Annotated in this window: 15 protein-coding genes and 4 pseudogenes; 4 read left to right on the top strand and 15 right to left on the bottom strand. The window is 68.0% G+C overall.

Annotated features, from left to right (window positions below; genetic code table 11):
- Positions 1–325 precede the first annotated feature (325 nt).
- The 13 genes and pseudogenes from lpdA to G4G31_RS16410 all read right to left on the bottom strand — a co-directional run bounded on the left by lpdA (position 326) and on the right by G4G31_RS16410 (position 16587).
- Positions 326–1722: pseudogene (gene lpdA, locus G4G31_RS16470) on the bottom strand (dihydrolipoyl dehydrogenase).
- Between the two features lie 4 nt (positions 1723–1726).
- A pseudogene (locus tag G4G31_RS26480) lies at positions 1727–3131 on the bottom strand (dihydrolipoamide acetyltransferase family protein).
- The gene (locus tag G4G31_RS16460) at positions 3132–4172 is read right to left on the bottom strand and encodes an alpha-ketoacid dehydrogenase subunit beta (RefSeq protein WP_202033627.1); all 1041 of its coding nucleotides are present in this window, start codon (positions 4170–4172) and stop codon (positions 3132–3134) included.
- A 2-nt stretch (positions 4173–4174) separates the two neighbouring features.
- A complete protein-coding gene (locus G4G31_RS16455) occupies positions 4175–5407 on the bottom strand; it encodes a 3-methyl-2-oxobutanoate dehydrogenase (2-methylpropanoyl-transferring) subunit alpha (RefSeq protein ID WP_182988566.1) in 1233 nt (410 codons plus the stop codon).
- 384 nt (positions 5408–5791) lie between these two features.
- A complete protein-coding gene (locus G4G31_RS16450; RefSeq protein WP_182988565.1) occupies positions 5792–7174 on the bottom strand; it encodes an efflux transporter outer membrane subunit in 1383 nt (460 codons plus the stop codon).
- 64 nt (positions 7175–7238) lie between these two features.
- Positions 7239–8453 carry an HlyD family secretion protein gene (locus tag G4G31_RS16445; protein WP_374011250.1) on the bottom strand — a complete coding sequence of 405 codons (1215 nt, stop codon included), beginning with the start codon at positions 8451–8453 and terminating at the stop codon, positions 7239–7241.
- Between the two features lie 6 nt (positions 8454–8459).
- Positions 8460–10136 carry an MFS transporter gene (locus G4G31_RS16440; protein WP_182988564.1) on the bottom strand — a complete coding sequence of 559 codons (1677 nt, stop codon included), beginning with the start codon at positions 10134–10136 and terminating at the stop codon, positions 8460–8462.
- Entirely contained in the window at positions 10137–10466 is a 330-nt protein-coding gene (locus G4G31_RS16435) for a hypothetical protein (RefSeq protein WP_182988563.1), read from the bottom strand.
- A 94-nt stretch (positions 10467–10560) separates the two neighbouring features.
- A pseudogene (locus G4G31_RS29270) lies at positions 10561–10680 on the bottom strand (TetR/AcrR family transcriptional regulator); the annotation flags it as partial.
- 481 nt (positions 10681–11161) lie between these two features.
- Entirely contained in the window at positions 11162–12559 is a 1398-nt protein-coding gene (locus G4G31_RS16425; protein WP_182988562.1) for an amino acid permease, read from the bottom strand.
- On the bottom strand, positions 12475–14364 hold the full coding sequence (locus tag G4G31_RS16420; RefSeq protein WP_182988561.1) for a hypothetical protein: 1890 nt from the start codon (positions 14362–14364) through the stop codon (positions 12475–12477). The genes G4G31_RS16425 and G4G31_RS16420 overlap by 85 nt, the downstream gene beginning before the upstream one ends.
- The gene (locus G4G31_RS16415) at positions 14361–14993 is read right to left on the bottom strand and encodes a hypothetical protein (protein ID WP_182988560.1); all 633 of its coding nucleotides are present in this window, start codon (positions 14991–14993) and stop codon (positions 14361–14363) included. Before G4G31_RS16415 ends, G4G31_RS16420 begins: the two co-directional genes overlap by 4 nt.
- A 244-nt stretch (positions 14994–15237) precedes the next feature.
- The gene (locus G4G31_RS16410) at positions 15238–16587 is read right to left on the bottom strand and encodes a hemolysin family protein (RefSeq protein ID WP_182988559.1); all 1350 of its coding nucleotides are present in this window, start codon (positions 16585–16587) and stop codon (positions 15238–15240) included.
- A 394-nt stretch (positions 16588–16981) separates the two neighbouring features.
- Between G4G31_RS16410 and G4G31_RS16405 the strand changes: the two genes are divergently transcribed.
- From G4G31_RS16405 to G4G31_RS16395, 3 genes are all read left to right on the top strand, one after another.
- Positions 16982–17836: an HDOD domain-containing protein gene (locus tag G4G31_RS16405; protein ID WP_182988558.1), complete on the top strand. Its 855-nt coding sequence runs from the start codon at positions 16982–16984 to the stop codon at positions 17834–17836.
- A 434-nt stretch (positions 17837–18270) separates the two neighbouring features.
- Positions 18271–19995 carry a glycoside hydrolase family 16 protein gene (locus G4G31_RS16400; RefSeq protein ID WP_229425053.1) on the top strand — a complete coding sequence of 575 codons (1725 nt, stop codon included), beginning with the start codon at positions 18271–18273 and terminating at the stop codon, positions 19993–19995.
- Between the two features lie 130 nt (positions 19996–20125).
- Positions 20126–20374: a hypothetical protein gene (locus tag G4G31_RS16395; protein ID WP_182988556.1), complete on the top strand. Its 249-nt coding sequence runs from the start codon at positions 20126–20128 to the stop codon at positions 20372–20374.
- 20 nt (positions 20375–20394) lie between these two features.
- Here the strand turns inward: G4G31_RS16395 and G4G31_RS16390 are convergent, their stop codons facing one another.
- Positions 20395–20787, bottom strand: a complete 393-nt coding sequence (locus G4G31_RS16390; RefSeq protein ID WP_182988555.1) for a VOC family protein — start codon at positions 20785–20787, stop codon at positions 20395–20397.
- Positions 20788–20900: 113 nt separating this feature from the next.
- On the opposite strand from G4G31_RS16390, the pseudogene G4G31_RS26475 reads away from it, so the two are divergent.
- A pseudogene (locus G4G31_RS26475) lies at positions 20901–21236 on the top strand (DNA-binding protein); the annotation flags it as partial.
- A 404-nt stretch (positions 21237–21640) separates the two neighbouring features.
- Here G4G31_RS26475 and G4G31_RS16380 read toward each other — a convergent pair.
- Positions 21641–22693, bottom strand: a complete 1053-nt coding sequence (locus G4G31_RS16380; RefSeq protein WP_229425052.1) for an alpha/beta hydrolase fold domain-containing protein — start codon at positions 22691–22693, stop codon at positions 21641–21643.
- Positions 22694–22740 lie beyond the last annotated feature (47 nt).

Here is a 22740-nt window from a genome sequence, read left to right as displayed (position 1 = left end):
TTCTGACTATTATGTGCATGCGGCCCTATCGCCGCACGGCCGCAATTATCGCAGGTTTTATCCGCATTCGCAGATTTTATCAATGCATATGCCAGGCTTGATAGATATTCCCAGAAACTTGCCGATTGGGATTCTCACGCATTCTCACTGGCTCGTATTCATCTCAGGCTGATTATCTGGCGCTCACACATAAGCTTGTGAAGTGCGGGAAACGGAAATCTGGTCGGGTTAAAAAAAAGCGCGGAAATGAGTTTCCGCGCTTTTACACCAACACTTGATTCCCGTTGGTAATTATGTTTCCGCCCGCAGGAGCAGGCGCCAGGAATCAGATATGCAAGGCATGCCCCAATGCCCGCAGGGCTGCTTCCTGCACCGCTTCGCCCAGGGTCGGATGGGCATGGATGGTGCCACCCACGTCTTCCAGGCGGGCGCCGAGCTCGATCGAATGGCTGAAGGCCGTGGACAGCTCGGACACGCCGCGCCCGACCGCCTGCCAGCCGAGGATCAGGTGGTTGTCGCGCCGGGCCACCACGCGCACAAACCCGTCGGTCGATTCGATCGTCATCGCGCGGCCATTGGCGGCGAACGGGAAGTTCGCGCTGATGACCTCGACGCCGGCGGCGTCGGCCTCCTGCGGCGTCATGCCGACCACGACCACTTCCGGATCGGTGAAGCACACGGCCGGCATCGCTGCCGGGGTGAAGTGGCGGCGCTTGCCCGAGATGATCTCGGCCGCCATTTCGCCCGGGCCATTGCGCGGTGCGCCAGCATCGGCTCGCCGGCGATGTCGCCGATGGCCCAGACGTTGCGCATCGAGGTGCGGCACTGGTCGTCGATCTTCACCGCCCGGCCGTTCATGTCGAGCTGAAGCGACTCGAGGCCCCAGCCGCCCGTGCGCGGACGGCGGCCGACGGCCACCAGCACGTTATCGGCCGACAGCGTCAGTTCCTCGCCGTTGGCCGTTTGCACGCGCACGCCGTCGCCGGCCGCGTTCAGGCCGAGCACCTTCGTTTCCGGGCGCAGGTCGATGCCGAGGCGCTTCAAGGCAGCGCCGACCGGCTTGGTGAGTTCTGCGTCATAGGCGGGCAGGATGCGCGGCGCGGCTTCGACAACCGTGACTTCGGCACCCAGCTTGCGGTAGGCGGTGCCGAGTTCGAGGCCGATATAGCCGGCGCCGACCACCACCAGCTGCTTCGGAATGCCGGACGGCGAGAGCGCTTCGGTGGACGAGACGACCATGCCGCCGAAGGGCATGAAGGGCAGTTCCACCGCTTCCGAGCCGGCGGCCAGCAGCAGGTGCTCGCAGCCGATGCGCTGGATTTCGCCGTCGGCGCCCTTGACCTCGACCGTCTTGCCGTCGAGGATGCGGGCGAAGCCCTGGATCACCTGGACGTCGTTTTTCTTCAGCAGCGTGCCGACACCGCCGGTCAGGCGCTTGACGATGCCGTCCTTCCATGCCACGGTGCGGGCGATGTCGATCGATGGCGCGGCGGCGGAGATGCCGATGGCCGAGCCGCTGGCATAGTGGCCGGCCTTTTCGAATTCCTCTGCCGCGTGGATCAGGGCCTTCGAGGGAATGCAGCCGATGTTCAGGCAGGTGCCGCCGAGCTGGCCGGCGTCGACCAGGATCGTCGGGATGCCGAGCTGGCCGGCGCGGATGGCGGCGACATAGCCGCCGGGGCCGCCGCCGATGACGAGGAGTTTCGTCGTAATCTGGTTCATCGCTTCACTCCACGAACAGGGTTGCCGGGCACTCGAGGTAGCCGCGGATGGTCTGGATGAACTCGGCCGCCACCATGCCGTCGATCACGCGATGGTCGAAGGAGGACGACAGGTTCATTGTCTTGCGCGCGACCATGGCGCCATTCAGGATCACCGGCTTGTCGATGATACGGTTCACGCCGATGATCGCCACTTCCGGCCGGTTGATGACCGGCGTGGTGACGATGCCGCCCAGGGCGCCCAGGCTGGTGATGGTGATGGTGGAACCGCTGAGCTCTTCGCGCAGGGCCTTGCCGCTGCGCGCGGCCTCGGCCAGGCGTGCCACTTCGGCGGCGGCCGACCAGGGGTCGCGTGCCTCGGCGTTGCGCACTACCGGTACCATCAGGCCGGCGTCGGTCTGGGCAGCGATGCCCAGGTGGACCGGATTGTAGGTGGTGACGATATTGGCGTCGTCGTCGAAGCGGGCGTTGACGGACGGGTACTTGCGGATCGCGAGCACGGTGGCGCGCATGATCAGCGGCAGCAGTGTGAGCTTCGGACGCTGGCCGGCATAGCGTGCGTTCAGTTGCACGCGCAGCGCTTCCAGTTCGGTGACGTCGATTTCTTCCACATAGGTGAAGTGCGGGATGCGGCGTTTCGCTTCCTGCATCTTCTCGGCGATCTTGCGGCGCATGCCGATGACCGGCATGGCCTGTTCGCCCTCGAGCACGGCATAGCGGCGGTCGCCTTCCGCGGCCTTCTTCTGGCCGCGTGCGACAAATGCGTCGAGGTCGGCATGCTGGATGCGGCCCGCGGGACCGCTGCCGGTGACGAACTGCAGCTCGATGCCCATGTCCCGTGCGCGCTGGCGCACGGCGGGAGCGGCCAGCGGCTTTTTCGCCGGCAGCGCGGCCGTGGTGGGCCGGGCTCGCTGCGCCGCCGCCGGCTTGCGTGTAGGCCGGGGCCGGTTTCGCCGGTGGCGCGGCCCCCGCCGGCGCCGCGGTCTCGGCGCTGGTCACGCTGGTGACGACCGTTTCCGGCTGTGCCACGGTGATCGGGATGAATTCGTCGACGGTGGCGCCACCGCCGGCGCGCGCCGCGGTGGTGCCGGCGCTTTCCGCCGCGGCGACAAAGGCCTGCTTGACTGCTTCGGCCGGCGTTTTCGCATCGCCCTTGAAGTTGCCTGCGCCTTCGACCTCGAGGCGGATCAGCTCGGCGCCGACGGCCATGGCTTCGCCGAGCTTGCCGCCCAGCGAGGTGACGACGCCGTGCACCGGCGAGGGAATCTCGACGGTGGCTTTATCGGTCATGACGTCGGCCAGCACCTGGTCTTCCTTGACCGTGTCGCCCGGCTTGACATGCCATGCCACGACTTCGACCTCGGCGATGCCTTCACCCAGGTCCGGCATCTTGATGACGTGAATACCCATTTATTTCGCCTCCATCGCACGTTTGAACGCGGCGCCGACACGGTCGGGCCCCGGGAAATACGCCCATTCCTGCGCGTGCGGATAGGGAGTATCCCATCCGGTGACGCGCTCGATCGGCGCTTCCAGGTGATAGAAGCAGTGCTCCTGCACGAGTGCAGCCAGTTCCGCGCCAAAACCGCTGGTGCGCGTCGCTTCGTGCACGACCACGCAGCGGCCGGTCTTTTTCACCGACTCGACGATGGTGTCCAGGTCCAGCGGCCACAGGGTGCGCAGGTCGATGATCTCGGCGTCCACGCCCGATTCCATGGCGGCAGCTTCCGAGACCCAGACCATGGTGCCGTAGGTGAGCACGGTCAGGTCGTTGCCCGGCCTGAAAATCGCCGCCTTGTCCAGCGGGACGGTGTAATAGCCTTCCGGGACTTCGCCCAGCGGGTGCTTGGACCACGACACCACCGGACGGTCGTGGTGGCCGTCGAAGGGGCCGTTATACAGTCGCTTCGGTTCCAGGAAGATCACCGGATCGTCGTTCTCGATCGAGGCGATGAGCAAACCCTTGGCGTCGTAGGGATTGGACGGCATCACCGTGCGCAGGCCGCAGACGTGGGTGAACAGGGCCTCCGGGCTCTGGCTATGGGTCTGGCCGCCGTAGATGCCGCCGCCGCAGGGCATGCGGATCGTCATCGGTGCGGTGAAGTCGCCGGCCGAGCGGTAGCGCAGGCGCGCCGCCTCGGAGACGATCTGGTCGGACGCCGGGTAGAAATAATCGGCGAACTGGATTTCCACGACCGGACGCAAACCGTAGGCGCCCATGCCGACGGCGGTACCGACGATGCCGCCTTCGGAAATCGGCGCGTCGAACACCCGGCTCTTGCCATACTTGGCCTGCAGGCCGTCGGTGGCGCGGAAGACGCCGCCGAAGTAGCCGACGTCCTGGCCGTAAATCACTACATTGTCGTCACGGCCGAGCATGACATCCATGGCCGAACGCAGGGCCTGGATCATGGTCATCTGCGTGGTGACCGGATCTTTGTCGCGTGCCATTTTCATACCCCCAGTTGTTGACGTTGGCGGCGCAGGTGCTCGGGCATGTCCTTGTAGACATCCTCGAACATCGACGCGGCGCTCGGTACGCGCCCATCGGCCAGCGTACCGAATTGTTCCGCTTCCTTCTGCGCGGCGATGACCTCGGCTTCGAGGTCGGCCTGCACGCGCTCGTGTTCGTCGTCGGACCAGGCACCGATTTTCGTCAGGTGCTGGCGCAGGCGATTGATCGGGTCGCCGAGCGGGAAGCGGGAATAATCGTCCGCCGGGCGGTAGCGCGACGGATCGTCGGAGGTGGAGTGGGGGCCGGCCCGGTAGGTCACCCATTCGATCAGGGTGGGACCGAGGTTGTTGCGGGCGCGTTCCGCCGCCCAGCACGAGGCCGCGTACACGGCCAGGAAGTCGTTGCCGTCCACGCGCAGCGATGCGATGCCGGCCCCGACGCCACGGGCGGCAAAGGTGACGCTCTCGCCGCCGGCGATTGCCTGGAAGGTCGAGATGGCCCACTGGTTGTTCACCACGTTGATGATGCAGGGGGCGCGGTAGACGTGGGCGAAGGTCAGCGCGGTATGGAAGTCGCTTTCCGCGGTGGCGCCGTCGCCGATCCAGGCCGAGGCGATTTTCGTGTCGCCCTTGATGGCCGAGGCCATGGCCCAGCCGACCGCCTGCGGCACCTGCGTCGCCAGGTTGCCGGAAATCGAGAAGAAGCCTTTTTCGCGTACCGAATACATGACCGGCAGCTGGCGTCCCTTCATCGGGTCGCGCTCGTTCGAGAGCAGCTGGCAGATCATGTCGACCATCGGGTATTCGCGCGCCATCAGGAGGCTTTGCTGGCGATAGGTCGGGAAGCACATGTCGCCGTCCTTCAGGGCCAGCGAATGCGCGGTGCCGATGGCTTCCTCGCCGAGCGAGGTCATGTAGAAGGACATTTTCTTCTGGCGCTGGCCGATGACCATGCGCGCATCGAAGATACGCGTCTTCATCATCGTGCGCAGGCCGAAGCGCAGTTGTTCGGGGGAGAGGTCCGGCGCCCAGGGACCGACGGCATTGCCGTCTTCGTCCAGCACGCGGATCAGGGAGGAGACGAGGTCGGCGGTATCGCCGAACTGTGCATCCACCGGTGGCCGGCGGACTTCGCCGGCCTTGCTCAACTGTAAATATGAAAAATCGGTCTTGCAACCCGGACGGCCGGTTGGCTCCGGGACATGCAGCGACAGAGGGTTACCCTGGCTCATAATGCGCGTTTCCTTTGTGAGGTGATGTGCGGCAAGCTGAAATGATAAATCCTGCAAGACCCCGCGCGAACTCTGCAGCGAAGTATTTTCGTGGTGCGATGCAGCATGGCTGATGAAAAATGCGCGGGATTCATGCACGTGGGATGCGGTTTCCCTCCGGGTCGCATGAAGCCGTACGGTGCGCACTGACACGAAAGACAGCGTGGGCTCAAGAGCCCACCCTACGATCTGCTGACGGTGTTGACGTGGTAGGGTGGGCTCTCGAGCCCACGCGGTACAGCGCTGGTATGGACGACACGCTGGCGCTCGGCCGCAGCAGCACAAACCTAGCGTGTTCGCTATTGTGCGACGAGATCCCAGCCAAAGGTGTGCACCTCGAGGATACTACAGCGCCGCCCAGCCACCCCCCAGCGCCCGGTACAGCGCGACCAGGTTATCGATTTGTGTGCGCCGCAACGTCACCAGGTTCAGCTCTACCTGGAATAAATTGCGCTGGGCGTCGAGTTGCTCGAGATAAGAGGCGTAGCCGGCCTGGTAGCGGTCGCGCGCATAGCCGAGCGAGCGCGCCAGGATCTCGCGCCTTTGCTGCGCGTGGCCTACCTGTGCCGAAAGCCGCGGCACACCCGCAAGCGCATTTTCCACCTCCGAAAAGGCGGTGAGCACGGCGCGCCGGTAGGCGAATGCTGCCTGGTCGCGCTGGGAAGCAGCCGCCGCGTATCCGGCGCGCAGGCGCCCGCCGGAGAACAGCGGCGCCAGCACGCTGCCACCAATGCTCCAGACCGTGACCGGATCGTAATCCAGCGCATTGACGAACAGGCTGCCCAGCTGGGCGCTGAGCGACACCTGGGGCAGGAAGGCCTGGCGGCGCAGCGCGAGCGCCGTGTCGCTGGCCGCCAGCAGCAGCGCGCGCTGGGCAATGTCGGGCCGGCGCGCGAGCAGCTGCGAGGGCAGGGCCTGGGGCACGGGCGGCAGCAGCAGGGCATCGAAGGCCTTGCCGCGCTCGAGCGGCCCGGGGAGCTCGCCCGCGAGCAGGCGCACGGCGTTTTCCTGGCGCCGCACGGCCAGTTCCAGTTCCGGAATGGCCTGCAACACCGACTGGTATTCCGACTGGGCCTGGGTCAGCTGCAGCTGCGAGATATAGCCGACCCGCGCCTGGTCGGTCGCCAGGCGCAAAGCTTCCGCGCGCGAGGCCACGGTTTCATGGGTGATGAAGAGCTGGGCATCGAGCGCCAGCAGGGCGATGTAATTCTGGGCGGTGGTCGAGGCCACGGCCAGCAGCACGGCATCGCGCTCGGCCTGGCTGGCGCGGTACTGCAGCGTGGCCGCGCGCACCTGGTTGCGGATGCGCCCGAACAGGTCCGGCTCCCAGCTGGCCTGGAGCGCCGGCTGGATCGTCTTGCTGTCGCTGATGCCGGTGGCCTGCAGCGCCCGGCCGGCCTGTACGCCCAGTGCGCCGTTCACGGCTGGCAGGCGCGCCGCTTCCGCCAGCTCGGCCTGGGCGCGCGCTTCGTCGACCCGCGCCACGGCGATCAGGACATCGCTGTTGCGGGCAAGTGCCGCCGCTACCAGCTCATCGAGCCTCGGGTCGCCAAAGGCACGCCACCAGCGCGGCTCGACGCTTGCGTTGCCTTCGGCAGGCTCGCGCCAGGCGGCCGGTGGCGTTACCTGCGAGCCCGCCGGCGCCGCACGCCAGGCCGGCAGGCAGCCCGACAGGCTGGCCGCGCCCAGCGCCGCCAGCAAACCCGTGAACGCGCGCCGGCTCCTCATCGGCCACCCGCCGCACCGGCCCGAGCGTCCTGGCGCGGCACCGCGCCTGTATCGACTTCGGCCGTCACCGACATGCCCGGCCGCAGCCGCCGCGCCAGCTCCTGGCTCGGGTCGATGGCGATGCGCACCGGCAGGCGCTGCACGACCTTGGTGAAGTTGCCCGAAGCGTTGTCGGGGCGCAGCACCGAGAACTCGAACCCGTCGCTGGCGCGATCTGCTCGACGTGGCCGGTGAGGGAGGCGCCTTCGAAGGCGTCGACCGTGAAGCGCGCCGGCTGGCCGACGCGCATGCGCCAGGTCTGGCCCTCCTTGAAGTTGGCTACCACCCACAGCTGGTCGGGCACCGGGAACAGCAGCTGCGAGCCGGCCGTCACGTACTGGCCGCGGCGCACGGTCGCCTCGCTGACCTGGCCGTCGCGCGGCGCCTTGATCACCGTGTTGGACAGGTCGATCTTCGCCAGCGCGAGGGCTGCCTCGGCCATGCTGACCTGGGCCTGCAAGCCGCCACGCGAAACGGTCGTGGACTTGATGCGCTGGCCGGCGATGTCGATGTCGGCCCGCGCTTTCAGGACGTTTGCCGCGGCCACCCGCGCCGAGGTGCGCACGCGGTCGCGTTCGCTCAGCGACACGGATCCGCGCTCGGCCAGCTCGTCGACCCGGGCCTGTTCTGCGCGCGCACGCGCCAGTTCCGCTTCGGCCGCGGCCAGGTTGGCACGCGCCGAGCCGCGCGACGCCGTGTTCTGGGCCTGGGTCTGCTCGGCGTTGTTCAACTGGGCGACGGCATTGGCCAGCTGGCCTTCGGCCTGGCGCACCCGCTCGGCATACACGCGGTCGTCGATGCGCAGCAATTCCTGGCCGGCCTTGACGTACTGGTAGTCCTTCACCAGCACCTCGGTGACATAGCCGTTGACCTGCGGCGAGAGCACGGTGATGGCGCCGCGCACGTAGGCGTTGTCGGTGCTCACCCGCGCCGTGTTGAAGGGACCCAGGTGCCAGGCCCACATGATCAGGGCGATGCCGATTGCCGCCACCACCGCCATCAGCGCGATCGAGCGCGCACTGGCCTTGATGATCTTTGGCGGCGCGGCGGGCGCCGCTGCCGATGTCGCGGCGGGCGTGACCGGCACCACCGGCGGATCGGTCGCCCTGCGGCCGGCTGGCATGGCTGCCGGGGTGCCGGCAGCGCCGTTGGTGGCGCTGTCGTCGGAGTCGGTCGGGGCGGGCGGGTTGGCGGCCGCTTCGTCGAGTTCTTCGCGGGTGGGACGGGAAGGCTGGTTCATGGAATCTCAGGTGTTGACGGCGCGCGCGGGCGCCGGGTTGGCTGGAGCGGCGGCGGCCGCATCGAGCCTGCGGTTGCGGATCGCGGCGCGGATCGCCACGAACAGGGACCAGAACAGGAACAGCAGGGCCAGTACGCCGCTCAAGGCAAACACGTCGTTAAAGGCCCGCACGTTCGCTTCGCGCCGGGCGATCTGGGCCAGCAGCGCCGTGCCCTGCGCCGCGCGCTGGACCGGATCGAGGACCGTGGCGCGATACACGCCCGTTTGCTGCTGCAGGCGCTGCGCCACCTGCGGGTCGGCCGGGTTGATCTGCGCGACCAGTTCGCTCGAATACACCTGCTCGCGATGCAGCTGGTAAGTGCTGAGCAGAGCCGAGCCGGTCATCGCACCCAGGGTCTGCGTCATCGACAGCACCACCGTGAAGGTGATGACATAGTTGGGGCCGAACTTCAATGCCTGGGTGATGCCCAGCAGGACCAGGGGGCCGAGGAACATGCCGCTGCCGACCGCCATCAGGAACTGGCTGAAGAAGAAGTCCTGCGGGCGGTCCAGGCTGGTGCGGCCGTAGTCCAGCACCGCCGCGGACCCCAGCAGCACGATGGCGACGATGATCTGCGGGATCAGCGTCTTCGGGCTGAAGCTGAGCGAGCTGGCGGCGATGCCGAGCACGGTGCCGGCCAGGATCACGGCAAACAGGGGCTGCATCTGATCCGGGCCCATGCCGAGGGTGCGCAGCAGGCCGACCGCGCCGAAAGTCTGCTCCGAGGTCAGGAAGCGGATCAGGAAGGCGCCGACGATGAAGCGCAACATGGTGGGCGTCATCAGCCAGCGGGTCTGGATCAGCGGGTTGGCGCGGTGGTGCTCGATGTAGAAGGCAGTGCTGATCAGGACCACCGCGCCAATGAGCAGGTAGGCCAGCCAGGGCTCGTCGAACCACCATTGGCTGTAGCCCTGGGCCAGCGCGGCGACCAGCATCGCCGCGCCCGGCGCCATGAGGGCAAAGGTGAGGAAGTCGAGTTTTTCGAAGACCTTGATGTGCATGCCCGGCGGGAGTTTGAGGATCACCACGGCCGCCAGCGAGCACAGTGCGAGGCCGGCTTCGAACAGATACAGGTTGTGCCACTGGCCATACACCAGCAGCGTGGGCGAGAGCAGCCAGGCCAGCGGCGTGGCCAGGCTGGGGATGCCGACCCCGAGTACGACCATCTTGCCGGTGTAGGCGCGCGGCATGGCCTGCAGCATGTAGAGCATCGACAGCGTGGTGGCGGCCGCGCCGGCGAAGCCGCTGACGGCGCGCACGGCAACGGCCATCGCGAAGCCGCCCACCAGCAGGTGCAGCAGCGTGACGGCCGCGTACAGTCCAAGGCCGATCTCGGTGAAGATGCGCATGCCGTACTGCTGGCGGAACTTGAAGACCAGCAGGTTCACCGTGATGTTGACCATCACGTAGGCGGCCGGCAGCCAGGTGCCTTCCGACGGGGTCAGGCCGAGCTGGCCCTGGATGGTGGCCAGGTTGGCCGAGACGAGCGCATTGCCCAGGCCACCGGTGAGGCCCACCAGGAGGGCGACGAGCGCATACGCCAGGCGCACCAGCGGCGGGTGCCGGGGCATCGCGGGGGAGCCGGGCAGCCCCGGCTTTTCGTGCTCTTCCCAGTTCGGCGTGGGCTTTAGCAGCACGACCATCTAGCGCTCCGGCCACGCTGCGACGCCGGCCGCCAGCAGGTCGAGCGTGCGCTTGACGAGCGCGCGCCGCCGCGCCGGCGAGCTGCCGCGCAGGGTCGCGCCCAGCATGCCGCAGACCAGGGGCATATCGGCGGGCTTGAGGTCGGCGCGGCAGGACCCGCTGCGCACGGCTTTGGCCAGCGGCGCGCGGAACAGCCGCGCTATACGCTCGCCGGGCCCGCGCGCGGTCGACACCGCATCGAGGGCACGCCAGTAGTCCGCCAGCGCGGGCGCGGCGACGATGCGCAGCGCCACCGCTTCGAGGGAGGACAAAGAAGTCGGCGCCGCCATGTTCAAGCTCGAGTTGCGCGAGCGCGCGGTCGAACAGGGCCTCGACCAGGGCGGCGCGCTCGGGGAAGTTACGGTACAGCGTGGCGCGGCCGACGCCGGCTTGCGCCACCACCAGGTCGAGCGGCGCCGTGATGCCGTGGGCGGCGAACACCGCGTCGGCCGCATCGAGGATCTGCTCGCGCCGCAGCGCGGCATCGGATCGGAGCGTGGTCATTCGGTTCTGGACAGGCTTGTCCGCTTGGGTCAGTGGACGACAGGCCAGCCCAGGCCGGCGTTGTCGGTTTGCTACCAGAATACTGGGTTGCGGCGGCGGCGAGCGCACGGGACGGGGCAAGGTGCGGACGGCGTGGGCACGGGGCGCCCACCCTACCGTTTGCGGCTAGCTCCTGCCTCAGGCTGCAGGGGGCGCAGTGAACCCCTGCGCCGGGGACCAATCAGGAGGCGGGCGGCGGCGCCACCGCTCGCCAGCGCGCCTCGAACTCGCTCATCGGCACCGGCCCCGCGTGCCGGCGCACGGGCCCCGGCCAGGAGGGTGTCGGCGCCGGGTTGGCCATCGGTACCAGTCAGCTGCGCGCCACCTTGCGGCGCCGCGTCACCCGGCGCCGGGGGTTGTTCGAACGATTTCATGCGCGCCGTGAAGATAAATCCAGCGCCCAGTCTAACGAAACCGGCGCCGCCCCGGCACGAGCGAGCGGCTAGGCCGTGCGGGCGCCGCGCCGGCGCAGGGCGTAGCCGGCGCAGAGTAGCAGCAGCCAGGCCGGAATCAGGTACACCGATACGCGCAGGCCGGGCGTCAGGTACATGACCGCCAGGATGCCGGCCAGGAAAGCCAGGCACAGCCAGTTCGAGAACGGATGCAGGGGACTCGGAAAGCCCGTCGGCTTGCCGGCGCGCAGCGTGCGAAAACGCATGTGTACGATGGAAATCGTGGCCCAGTTGATGATCAGTCCCGCCACCGCCAGGCCCATCATCAGGCCGAAGGCCTCGCGCGGCATGAAGTAGTTCACGCTGATGCAGACCAGCGTGGCAAAGGCGGAGACAGCCAGCGCGACGACCGGCGCGCCGTTACGGCTCAGTTTCAAAAGCGCGCGCGGCGCATTGCCCTGGACCGCCAGGCCGTAGAGCATGCGCGTGTTGGCGTAGACCGCGCTGTTGTAGACCGACAGTGCGGCGGTGAGCACGACGAAGTTCAGCGCATGGGCGACGAACTTGCTGTCGAGGGCATCGAAGATCAGGACGAAAGGACTGCCTTCGGCGCCGACCCGCTGCCAGGGATAGAGGGAGAGCAGCACGAACAGGGCGCCGATATAGAAGATCAGCACGCGGTAGAGGGCCTGGTTGGTAGCGCGCGGGATCGAGCGCGCCGGATCGTCCGCCTCGGCCGCGGTGATGCCGATCAGTTCCAGTCCGCCGAAGGAGAACATGATGACCGCCATCGACATCGCCAGCCCGGCCGCGCCATTCGGGAAGAAGCCGCCGTTGCGCCACAGGTTGGCTACGCCGGCCTGCGGTCCGCCCGTGCCGGAGGCCAGCAGGTAGATGCCGAACAGGATCATGCCGACCACCGCCACCACCTTGATGACGGCGAACCAGAACTCCAGTTCGCCGAACGCGCGCACGTTGAGGAGGCTCAGCGAATTGACGAGCACGAAGAAGATCAGCGCGGATTCCCAGGCGGGGACCTGCGGGAACCAGTACTGGACGTAGATACCGACGGCCGACAGTTCGGCCATGCTGACGAGCACGTACATGACCCAGTAGTTCCAGCCGGCCACGAAACCGGCCATGTGGCCGCCGTACTTGTCGGCAAAATGGCTGACCGACCCCGCGACCGGCTCATCGACCACCAGTTCGGCCAGCTGGCGCATGATGAGGAAGGCGATGATGCCGGCGATGCCGTAGCCGAGCAGGGCGGCCGGCCCGGCCATCGGGATGGTCTGGCCGATGCCGAGGAAGAGGCCGGTGCCGATGGCGCCGCCGAGGGCGATCAGCTGGATATGGCGGCTCTTCAGGCCGCGCCGCAACTGCTGGGCCGCTTCCTTTTGTTTGGGAAGCTGCCGCTGGGAAAGGTCATGCTGGGTGGGTTCTGCCATTGCTGCCTGCGCCGGTAAGTGCAAAGGAATAGGATTCTAATGCAGTTCCGACATGCAAACATGCAATATTCCACCGCCCCCCTGCATGCGGCAAATCCCGCATGCAGGGGGGCGCCGGCTTCCCGCTCATGGGGTGGCGCCGCCCAGCAGCTTGTCGAGGTAGGGGTGGACTCCCTGGCGCACCGCGACCGCCTCGTTGTTGGCCCGCGTTCCCTCGACGCCCGACAGGCCGCGCGACTGCACCCCGACGAGATAGGTGGCCGGACGCGTTCCCGGCGTACTGTCGAAGGTGAAAAGCGGGGCGCCGCTGGTGCGCCCGAAGGTCTGGCAGAAGTGACGCAGGCTGCCGCGGTCGCTGACGAGGCTGCGGCAGATGGGGCTGCGATGCACCCGCACGAACTTGCGCCACTCGCCGCTGGCCACCGGGCTTCGTCGGTGGGCAGCGTTTCCTCCTTCAGGCGCGCGCTCAGCAGATAGGCGCGGTAGACGAATTCCTGAAATCCGATGACGGTCATGTAGCTGCCCTGGCGGCTCTGCGGCGGCACCGCCACCGCCGGCCTGGCCGTATCGTCCGGAACGGCACGCGTGGCGTCCGCCGCCTCGACCGACAGCAGCACCAGGTCCTCGTCGATCCTGGGCCGCGAGGTGGGGTAGGACAGGGGCAGTACGGCGCCGTCCCTGGCGATCTCGCCGCTGACGACGTAGCCGAAGCGGCGCTGTTTCGGATCGAAGCGCACCGACGTGGCCTGGGCGTAGGGGACGAAGGTCAGCGCCCCGGGAGCGACCGCGTCCTGGCCGGGGGCGAGCAGCTGTTCGCGCGCCAGGCAGTGACGGGCGGTGAGCACGCTTGCCGGGCTCGCCCTCCAGGCCGAACACAGGATCTTCATCGGCAGGCCAGGCACCACCCGCACCAGGATGCCGGCCTGCTGGAGCAGGGCCTCGTCGCGCTTGCTGGCCGCCGTCTCCAGGCACTTCTCGTCGAACTGCGCATACAGGGCGAAGCAGGCCGCCACCTCCGGCTTCCTGTCCGCACCCGGGGCGCCAGGGCGCCCATCGCCGCCCGCAGCCAGGCATTGCACCTGGAAGCGTTCGTCGTCGACCAGGCTGTAACCCGAGGCGTCCTGCAGGCGCATCTCTTTCACTGCGCTGCTGCACGCGGCGCTGTCCTGCTTCGCCAGCCCCAGCGCGGCGATTTCCGCCGTACTGGAAGGCAGGGGCAGCTTGTGCACCTGGGTCAGCACCACGCCCGCCGGCCCCGGGTCCACTTCCTGGCATTGGGGGCAGGACCCGCGGGGACGCTTGATGGTGCCGGGCGCGAGACCCCATTCGCGCGGGACGTCCAGTTCCTTCGAGTCGCGCACGAGGTCGTCGAAGGTGTATTTCTGCATCTTCCCGGCCTTGATGATGGCCGAGACCCTCGGGTCCTCGGTGGACGAATCGAATTTGTCCGGGAACGCGCGTCCCTGCCGCCAGCCTGGTGGCAATTTGCCCTTCATTCCGTTCAGGAGTGCGGGATCGATCTTCCCGTTCCAGGCGGGGTAGCCGCGGCTGCCCTCAAGTATCCATTTGTCGGTCGTATCGAGGCCGCTGCCCTGTTCCAGTTCCGGCAACTTGCCGAGCCGGCCCAGCGACCCGGCCGCGGACTTGTCCTTGAGGATGGACTGCTCCTGGCCGATCCGTTCGGCCGCGGCCATGCCGGCGCCGACCGACGCGCCGGCCTGGCCCAGCGCCACCCCGCAGGGAAGGAGCGCCAGGGCCGCGCCGAGGAGGGCGCCGAGGACGGCGCAATGCGCGCGCGGGTTCACGACAAGCCCGCTTCGAACAGTTTTGCTTCCAGTTCGCGCCGCACCAGCAGGCCGCGCGCATTCCTTTCGTTAGCCCAGATGACCTTCATGTCGCGCAGGTAGCGCGGAATCGTGTCGAACTCGCGGTTCTGCATGGCGACCCGGCACTGGTGCATGTGAATGCGGCGCGGGTTGTCCGGATCGGTGTCGCTGCCGCGGTTGTAGACGAGGGACACGAGCGCGCCCAGGCTCATGTCGGACAGCTCGGCACAATGCGGGAAGGCGTCCTCGGTTTCCGCGACCACGAAGGGCAGGAAGCGCTGGAACTGCTGCTGCGCGACATCCCATTCCACGTGTACGTGCCCGACCGAAGCCACCCGTGGCGCCGCGGCGGCGCCCTGCACCCTGCATACCGGGCTGAGGTCGGCGATCTGGGCAGGCGTCAACAGGTCCTTCCAGTGATCGGCGAAGGCCTTCGGCTTGACGAAGCCGAGGTCGTAGCCGAAGCCGATGGTCACGCCCGACCTGCCGCCCGGCCAGGTCGGCTGCCGATAGGATTTCTCGTACCTGGCGCGATTCGAGATTTCGGCGCTGACGATGAGCTCGATGGCACGCGGGTGGATGCGGCGTTCGGAGCGGCGCCCTGCCATGCTGGTCTGGGTTTCGGTCAGGGCGTCGTCGCGGAACTCGAGCTCCCGCCAGGCCCGTGCGGAATCGAGCTCGGCATCGCGCAGGGCTTGCGCGAGCGCGGCGTCGAAGTCGGCGATGCTGGCACGGGCATGCGCGGGTGCGCGTGTCGCTTGCTGCAGGCAGCCGCTGAGGGTGCCGCCCAGGAGCGGTATCGTGGACAGGAACAGGCGACGTTAATAGCGGCCGCAGGACGGCCGGGCATGCTCAGCCGACGCGGTCTTCCGGCACTGCCTCGCCCTCGACGGGTTCGGGTGGCGCCGGCGCGTGCACGACCAGCAGGCGGTCGATGCGGTTGCCGTCCATGTCGACGACCTCGAAGCGGTAGTCGCCCCACTGCACGGTTTCCGAGGCCTGGGGGATGTAGCCGAGCTGGTAGAGGACGAAGCCGGCCAGGGTGTGGTAGGCACTGGCGTCCTCGCCGGGGAAACGTTCGTTCGTTGCCATCAGGTCGCGGAAGCGGTCGAGCGCCATGCCGCCGTCGAGCAGCCAGCTGCCGTCCTCGCGCTGGACCGCGTCGGGATCGTGCTCCTCGCCGATGACGGTGACGTCGCCGACCAGGGCGCTCATCACGTCGGTCAGCGTGACCATGCCCTGGATGTCGCCGTACTCGTCGACGATCAGCGCGAGTTCCGCATTATTCTTCTTGAACAGTTCCAGCAGGGCCATGCCGCTCACGGTCTCGGGCACATACAGGATTTCCTGCACCGCGCCGGCGATGTCGATGGCGTCCAGGGTGCCGGCCCGCACCGCCTGGGCCAGCAGGTCGCGCGTATGGACGAAACCGGCGATCTGCGAACGGTCGCCGCGGCAGACCGGCATGCGGCTGTAGCGGCTGTTGGCGATGCGTTCGAGGTTGTCCTCGCGCGTGGCTTCCAGGTCGACGAAGCTGACGTCCACGCGCGGCGTCATGAGGGCTTTCAGGTGCTGGTCGTCCAGGCGCAGGGCGCGCGAGACGATGTCGAATTCGGTCTTCTCGAACACGCCGGCATCGGTGCTCTCCTTGATCATGCCGGTGATGTCTTCCTCGGTCGGCGCCTCCTCCTTGTGGCGGCCGATGCCGAGCAGGCGCACGATGGCCTCGGTCGTGAGCGACAGGATTTTCACGAAGGGCTTCATCACGATCGACAGGGTGCGCAGGGGCGGGGCGATCCAGGTCGCCATCGCCTCCGGGTACTGCATGGCGATGCGTTTCGGCACCAGCTCGCCAAGGATGATCGAGACAAAGGTGATGCAGATGACCACCAGCCCCAGGGCCAGCTGGTAGGCGTAGGGCGCGGTGAGGGGCATCTCCTTGAACCATGGGGTCAGGCGCGCGACCAGCGAGGCTTCGCCGAAGGCACCGTTGAAGATGCTGATCACGGTGATGCCGACCTGGACGGTGGAAAGGAAGTTGCTCGGCTCGTCCGCCAGGTCGAGCGCGGTACGGGCGCCGCGGCTGCCTTCCTGGGCCTGTTTTTCGAGCCGCATGCGCTTGGCCGACACCAGCGCCAGTTCCGACATGGCGAAGACGCCATTCAGGAGGATCAGAAAGAGGATGATCAGGATGTCTGTCATGGTACGACGATGTGCTCCGGCGAAGTTCCAGCCGGCGCCGGGGCCGGATGCGGGACGCCTTTGTCATGGGCGCCCTGGCGCAATCATCGCATGCGAGCCGGATGCGGGCGCGCACCGGTGAATTGTCAGGTCGTCAACGGTAGGGCCGTGCCCGTGCCCGTGCGCGCCGCGCCCACGGGTTAGAATCGGGGCGGAACGATTCTTTGGCGGGCAGGACGCACATGGGCTGGATAGGCAAGTTGTTGGGCGGCGGCGAGGGCACGGGCAAGGCGGCGGGGATGCTGCACGCGCGCCGGCGGCGCACGAGGACGAGCGCGAGGAGGACACCGCGCCGGCGGCAAGCGCCGCCGAGGTCGACGCCGCCTGGTACCGCTGGCTGGCCGCGGGCGGCGCCTTGCCCGCGGCCGCGACCCCGGAAGGCGAGGTGCTCGCGCGCCTGGCCGCGCTGACGGCCGCGCCCGAGAGCGGCGCCGCGCTGGTGCCGCGCGTTCCCGAAATCATCCCTGAACTGATGCGCCTGCTGCGCGACGAGGACATGAACGTGTCCGCGCTGTCGCGCCACCTGTCGCAGGACCCGGTGCTGGTGGCGGAGGTCTACCGCGAAGCGAACCGGCCATGCTACCGGCCGCGCTACCACGCCGGGCCGCCGGTCAGCAGCATCGACGCCGCCGTCATGCTGCTGGGCCAGAACGGCATGCGCATGCTGCTCGCGCGCGTGGCCTTCCGCCCGGTCATGAGCATGCAGAGCGGGCGCCTGGCGCGGCGGGTGGCCCCGCTCATCTGGCGCCAGTCGGAAAAGTGCGCCCAGGCCGCCGCCCGGCTCGCGCCCGCCATGCGCGCCCACGCTTTCGAAGCCTATCTGGCGGGGCTGATGGCCAACATCGGGCTCGTGGTGGCCTTTCGCCTGATCGACGGCCTGGCGGAGGAGGGCACGGTGCCGCAGTCGCCCGCGTTCGTCGAGGCGCTCCTGATGCGGTCGCGCCTGTTGTCGGCGCAGATCGCGACGCTGTGGGATTTTCCCGAGTCCGTCAGCGCGGCGATCAACGCGTCGGCGGGGCTCGACCCGCTCGACCCGGGCAGCACGGACGCGCCGCCGCTCGCCCGCGTGCTGGCGCTGGCCGACCGCCTCGGCAAGCTGCGCCTGCTGGTGGACGGCGCCCGCTTCGCCGCCGACGAACCCTTCGTTGTCGACGGCCTCGGCAAGGCGGCGCTGGCCTGTTTCGCGCAGCTGCAGGACGAGGACGAATAGGGCAGGCGCCGCGGCCGACACGGGGACGGGCGGTGCGGGCGCTGCCGCACCATGGTGGTGGACTGCGTTGCGCGCCGCTGCCTGGTCCGCCTTGCCATGCTCGAGGCCATTGACGGGCAACTCCCGACTACACCAGCATGTCGCCATGCCCGCCGGGTAAGCCCGCACGCATCATGCGTGCCGTTTGACGCTCGTTCGAATTCGGCATATATTCTCCTCCATCCTTTGGAAACGTTTCCATTCGCGCTACCGGGATCTCTCCCGACCCCATTCAATTCGAGACCAACGCAAGCAAGTTGGCAGGCCGCGGCGCCGGCACATCCGGCCCGCTTTCTTTTGGAGTTAACCGAGGAGTCGAAGTGAATAACCAGAACGAACACCGTCACCCAGAACACACACGGAATTGGAAACCTTTCCACGCGCTTTCCCGAACGTTGGCGGCGTCGCTGCTGCTGGCCTGCGGCGCGCATGCCACGGCCAGCGTCGACAACCCCCAGATCGGCCAGCTGCTGTGGTCCGAGGAATTCAACGGCACCAGCCTGAACACCTCCGTCTGGAACACCTATGACGGCAATGGCTGCCAGATCAACCTGTGCGGCTACGGCAATGCCGAGCTGGAATACTACAGCCCGAACAACCTGTCGATCACCAACGTGCCCTTCGAGTCGGGCACGCGCGCACTGGCCATCCAGGCACGCAGCCAGACCGTCGGCAGCAACGTCTTCACCTCGGGCAAGGTGGACAGCAAGGGCAAGGTGCAGGTGCAGTACGGCATGATCGAGATCCGCCTCAGCACCCCGCCCCTGGGCACTGGCCTGTGGCCGGCCGCCTGGATGCTGGGCGTGAGCCCGCAGACCTGGCCGCGCAACGGCGAGATCGACATCATGGAAATGGGCCACAGGGCCTCCGTGCGCGCCGCCGCCGGATCGCCCTCGACCGACCGTTTCACCGGCTCGAACGTCATCACCTGGCAGCAGGCCGCCTGCGTGCCCGGCAACGAGAGTTGCGCGGCCTCGACCGCCTGGCAGACCAAGAACTGGTACGTTCCCGCGACCTCGCTGGCGAACCGCTTCGTCACCTACCGGATGTACTGGCTTGATAACCAGATGCGCTTTACGGTCGTCGACAACGGCGTCGAGCGCAACATGTACGATGCGCCGCTGCCGGTCAATTCCACCGCGCTGCAGGCGCCGTTCTACCTGCTGCTGAACCTGGCCGTCGGCGGCAACTTCACTGACGCGGCCAGCCCCGGCCAGGTGACGGCGCCGCTGCCGGGCACGATGTATGTGGACTATGTCCGCGTCTACCAGCTCGATGGCAAGGGCAGCGTCAAGCTGGGCAACCAGACCGTGCCGGAGGTGGGCAAGTTTGGCGTGTTCACCGACACCACGGCCGTGAACAGCAAACTCGTTGCGGGGACCAGTTCCGACATCTTCCTGTGGAACGGCGCGTCATCCGGCGCAGGGAACACGGCACCCTTCGAGGGCAGCAACGTCATCGCCTGGAACTACACGGCGCCCGGCCAGTGGTTCGGCGGCGGCGTCCAGGCCCGCCAGGCGCGCGACCTGTCGAACTTCCGCAATGGCACAGTGAAGTTCCGCATCAAGATTCCGGCGAATGTCTCGTTCAACATCGGCGTGGGCGACACCTACACGAACCAGAATTGGGTCAACTTCCCGGCCAACACCACGGCTTACGGCCTGGTGCGCAATGGCGACTGGGCGCAGGCCACGGTGCCGGTATCGACCCTGCTGGGGCCGAAGGTGGCGGCGCAGTCGCTGCTGGACGTGTTCATGATCTCGAGCGACGCCAACCGCTTGCCTGCCTCGACCTTCCAGTTCGCGATCGACGACATCGTCTGGGATTCCGGCAGCACGGTTACCCCGCCGCCGACCACGCCGAGCGGCCCGACCTCGGTGACGCAGACCTCGAGCACCATGCTGCAGTTCAATACCACCACCGGCAGTTGGGCCGACGTGCACTACACGGTCAACAACGGTGCCCAGCAGAACGTGCGCATGCGCCTCGATGGCAGCGTGAACACCTATGTGGCGGGCGGCCTGAAGATCGGCGACGTGGTGCGCTACAGTTTCACCTACTGGGACACGACGCGTAACTTCGCGGTCGATACGGCGCAGCAGAGTTATACGATGAAGTAAGGCTGTCCGGGTCTGCCGGCACTCCGGGCGCTACACCGGGGCGCCGGCAGCTGCGATTCATGCGGACGCCAGCGCCGCCAAGGACATGTCACACTGGCGTCATCTCGAACCGAATCGCAGGGAGGGCATGATGACGAACGAATCGCAGAATGGATCTGGCAGCCAGCAGCAATCAGGCGACGCAGCGAATCAACAGCAAACGCAGCTGCAAAACCAGCAGCAGGGCAACCAGCAAGGAAGTCAGCAAGGCAGCCAGCAGTCCGCCCCACAAAGCCACGACGCTACCGACGGCCTGGCCGACAAGAAGCCGGAAGAACTCACGCCGGAGGAACTCCGCCTGATGGCCGATACGATGCCTGGCGAAGGGCCCGGCGACTGAGGGGCCGCAGGCGCGCCCTCTCAGCCGGTGACCGGCGTGCACAGCTCCACCAGCACGCCGTCCGGCGTGCGTACCCGTGACACCGTCTGGCCCCGGGGCTTGTGGGTCGGCGGCGCCATTTCGCGCGCTCCGGCCGCAAGGGCCCGCGCATGCGCGGCCGGCACGTCGCCGGTCACGAGGGCGATCTCGAAGCCCAGCGGCTGGGGCGAGCTGTGCGCAGCCACGTGGCCGCCCGGGAAATTCATTTCGCCCAGTTCGTGCGCGGCGAAGCTCAGCGTGGTGGCACCCGTCTCGAGCTCGCCATAGGCGCCGCTTTCGTGCAGGAATCGGCGCGTCAGCCCGAAGGCGGTCTCGAAAAACGCGAGCGCGGCCGCGACGTCGGGTACATAGATGATGGTATAGCCGAGTTTCATGACGGGGTCCTGGTGATGCGCCGGCGGCGCGACCGCACGAGTATAGGATCGGCTTGACTGACATGCAACGCCACGGGGACGTCGGCGGCGCCGGTAATGTGGGCCGGTAACGTATGATCGACCCGGACAGCATCCAATCTCACTACACGATCATGGACATGGCGCGCCAGGAATTGACATACGAGGAAGTGGCGGCGGCGGCAAGCCGCCTGCAGGGGGAGGGCCGGCAGGTCACTATCGACACCGTACGCGATGCGCTGGGCAGCGGGACGCCGACCGCGATTCACCGCCACCTGGCGGCGTGGCGCGCCGAACACGCGGCGCCACCAGCCCCGCCGCAGGCGCAGCTGCCCGAGGCCTTGCTGGCCGACCTGGCGCGCTGGGCGCAGCAGTTCGCCGAGGAGGCCGGCTCGCCGGCGCGCGAGGCCCTGGCCCGGCACGAAAGCGACATGGCGGCACTGCGCGAAGCCGGCGAAGCACTCGAGGCCGAGCGCGACGACTTGCAGCGGGACCTGGACGATGCGGGCCGCGCGCGCGACGAGGCGCTGGCGACGATTGCCGAGCGCGAGGAGGAAATCGAGCGCCTGAACGCCGAGCTGCGCAACGCGCGCCAGGTGGCAATGGATGCCCTGGTCGGCAAGGCGAAGGACCAGCTGGCGATCGAAGGCAGGACGCGCAGCTGGCCGACCTGCGCCAGCAGCTCGAGCGCAACCTTGCCGCTACCGCCACCCAATCGGATGCGCGCCTGGCGGCCGAGATGGAACTGGTCGGCGCCGCCACCGCGCGCGACAGCCTCGCCAACGAGGTCAGGGACCTGCGTGCCCAGATCGCGGCGCTGCGCAAGAAGTAGGTCTTATTCGAGGGCGCGGCCGGCGGCCAGGCTGGCGGCCACCGCTTTGTCTCCATGGTGCCGGTGCCAGTCGTCCAGCCGCGCGCGCACCCGTGCATGGCTGTATTCCAGCGCGATGTCCGCCAGCGGCGTCGGAAAATGGAGGAAGCCGTGCGGCGCCTCCGGCAGCAGCTGCAGATCGACCGCGTTGACCGCGCGCCAGCGCCCGGCCAGCAGGATCGAATCGTCGCGCAGCGGATCGATACTACCTGCGAACATCAGTGCCGGCGGCATGCCTTCGAGGCTGCCGTACAGCGGCGAGCGGGGCGGCGCGCGCCGTGCCGTATCGTCCAGGCCTGGCGTGAGCAGGCGCAGCGCGTCCGTCATCCCGGGCCCGTCCAGCACCGGGGTCTCCGCTCCGGCCGCGCGCACGCTCGGCGTTCCCGCCATGTCATACACGCCGTAGTAGAGCAGGGCGCCATCGATGCGTTCCAGCAGGCGGGGCCAGGCTTGCAGCCGCAGCAGGGTGGCCGCGGCCAGGTGGGCGCCGGCCGATTCGCCGCGCACGATCAGCGGTAACCCGGCCAGTTCCGGCATGCCGCCCTCCAGCAGCCAGCGGCTGGCAGCGAGGCAGTCGTCCATCAAACCCGCCATCGGCGTGAAGGTCGCGAGCCGGTAGTCGACCGAGACCACCGCCACGCCGCAGCGTTCGACCAGCGCCGCATTGTGCTTGTCGTTCATGCGCGCGTTACCGATGACCCAGCCGCCGCCGTGGATGTCGAGCACGACGCCACGCGGCGGGCTGGCTGAATGCGCTGCCGGACGGAGCACGCGTACCGGCACGCGCAGGCCCGCGTGCGTGGCGACGCGGGTCTCGACCCCGATGCCGCGCCGTGCCAGCCTGCGGTCGGCGCCGACCTGGGACAGGCGCAGCAGGGCCTGCGCCAGGATTGGCATGAGGCGGGAGCGCGCCTTGAAACGCGGCGCGCGTGCCAGCTTGCGGTTGAAGCTGCGCGCGGCGTCCAGGGTGGCAGCGTCGAGCGCGATGGGGGCGACGGTCGTGGTGGTCGTGGTCAATGCGTGGTTCCCGCGGTCGGGCAGCTGCCCGGTTCGCCTCCATTCTA

This window comes from Massilia sp. Se16.2.3 (genome assembly GCF_014171595.1).
Classification (GTDB): Bacteria; Pseudomonadota; Gammaproteobacteria; order Burkholderiales; family Burkholderiaceae_D; genus Telluria.
Note: the sequence above shows the minus strand (reverse complement) of the source record. Positions and strands in the feature narration are given on the sequence as shown.

Excerpts from the sequence above, each read along its gene's own strand:
- G4G31_RS16460 (WP_202033627.1), bottom strand. The coding sequence starts at position 4,172 with ATGGCACGCGACAAAGATCCGGTCACCACGCAGATGACCATGATCCAG.
- G4G31_RS16425 (WP_182988562.1), bottom strand. The coding sequence starts at position 12,559 with ATGGCAGAACCCACCCAGCATGACCTTTCCCAGCGGCAGCTTCCCAAA.
- G4G31_RS16435 (WP_182988563.1), bottom strand. The coding sequence starts at position 10,466 with ATGGCGGCGCCGACTTCTTTGTCCTCCCTCGAAGCGGTGGCGCTGCGC.
- G4G31_RS16445 (WP_374011250.1), bottom strand. The coding sequence starts at position 8,453 with ATGAACCAGCCTTCCCGTCCCACCCGCGAAGAACTCGACGAAGCGGCC.
- G4G31_RS16415 (WP_182988560.1), bottom strand. The coding sequence starts at position 14,993 with ATGGCAGGGCGCCGCTCCGAACGCCGCATCCACCCGCGTGCCATCGAG.
- G4G31_RS16455 (WP_182988566.1), bottom strand. The coding sequence starts at position 5,407 with ATGAGCCAGGGTAACCCTCTGTCGCTGCATGTCCCGGAGCCAACCGGC.
- G4G31_RS16395 (WP_182988556.1), top strand. The coding sequence starts at position 20,126 with ATGACGAACGAATCGCAGAATGGATCTGGCAGCCAGCAGCAATCAGGC.
- G4G31_RS16390 (WP_182988555.1), bottom strand. The coding sequence starts at position 20,787 with ATGAAACTCGGCTATACCATCATCTATGTACCCGACGTCGCGGCCGCG.
- G4G31_RS16440 (WP_182988564.1), bottom strand. The coding sequence starts at position 10,136 with ATGGTCGTGCTGCTAAAGCCCACGCCGAACTGGGAAGAGCACGAAAAG.
- G4G31_RS16410 (WP_182988559.1), bottom strand. The coding sequence starts at position 16,587 with ATGACAGACATCCTGATCATCCTCTTTCTGATCCTCCTGAATGGCGTC.
- G4G31_RS16450 (WP_182988565.1), bottom strand. The coding sequence starts at position 7,174 with ATGAGGAGCCGGCGCGCGTTCACGGGTTTGCTGGCGGCGCTGGGCGCG.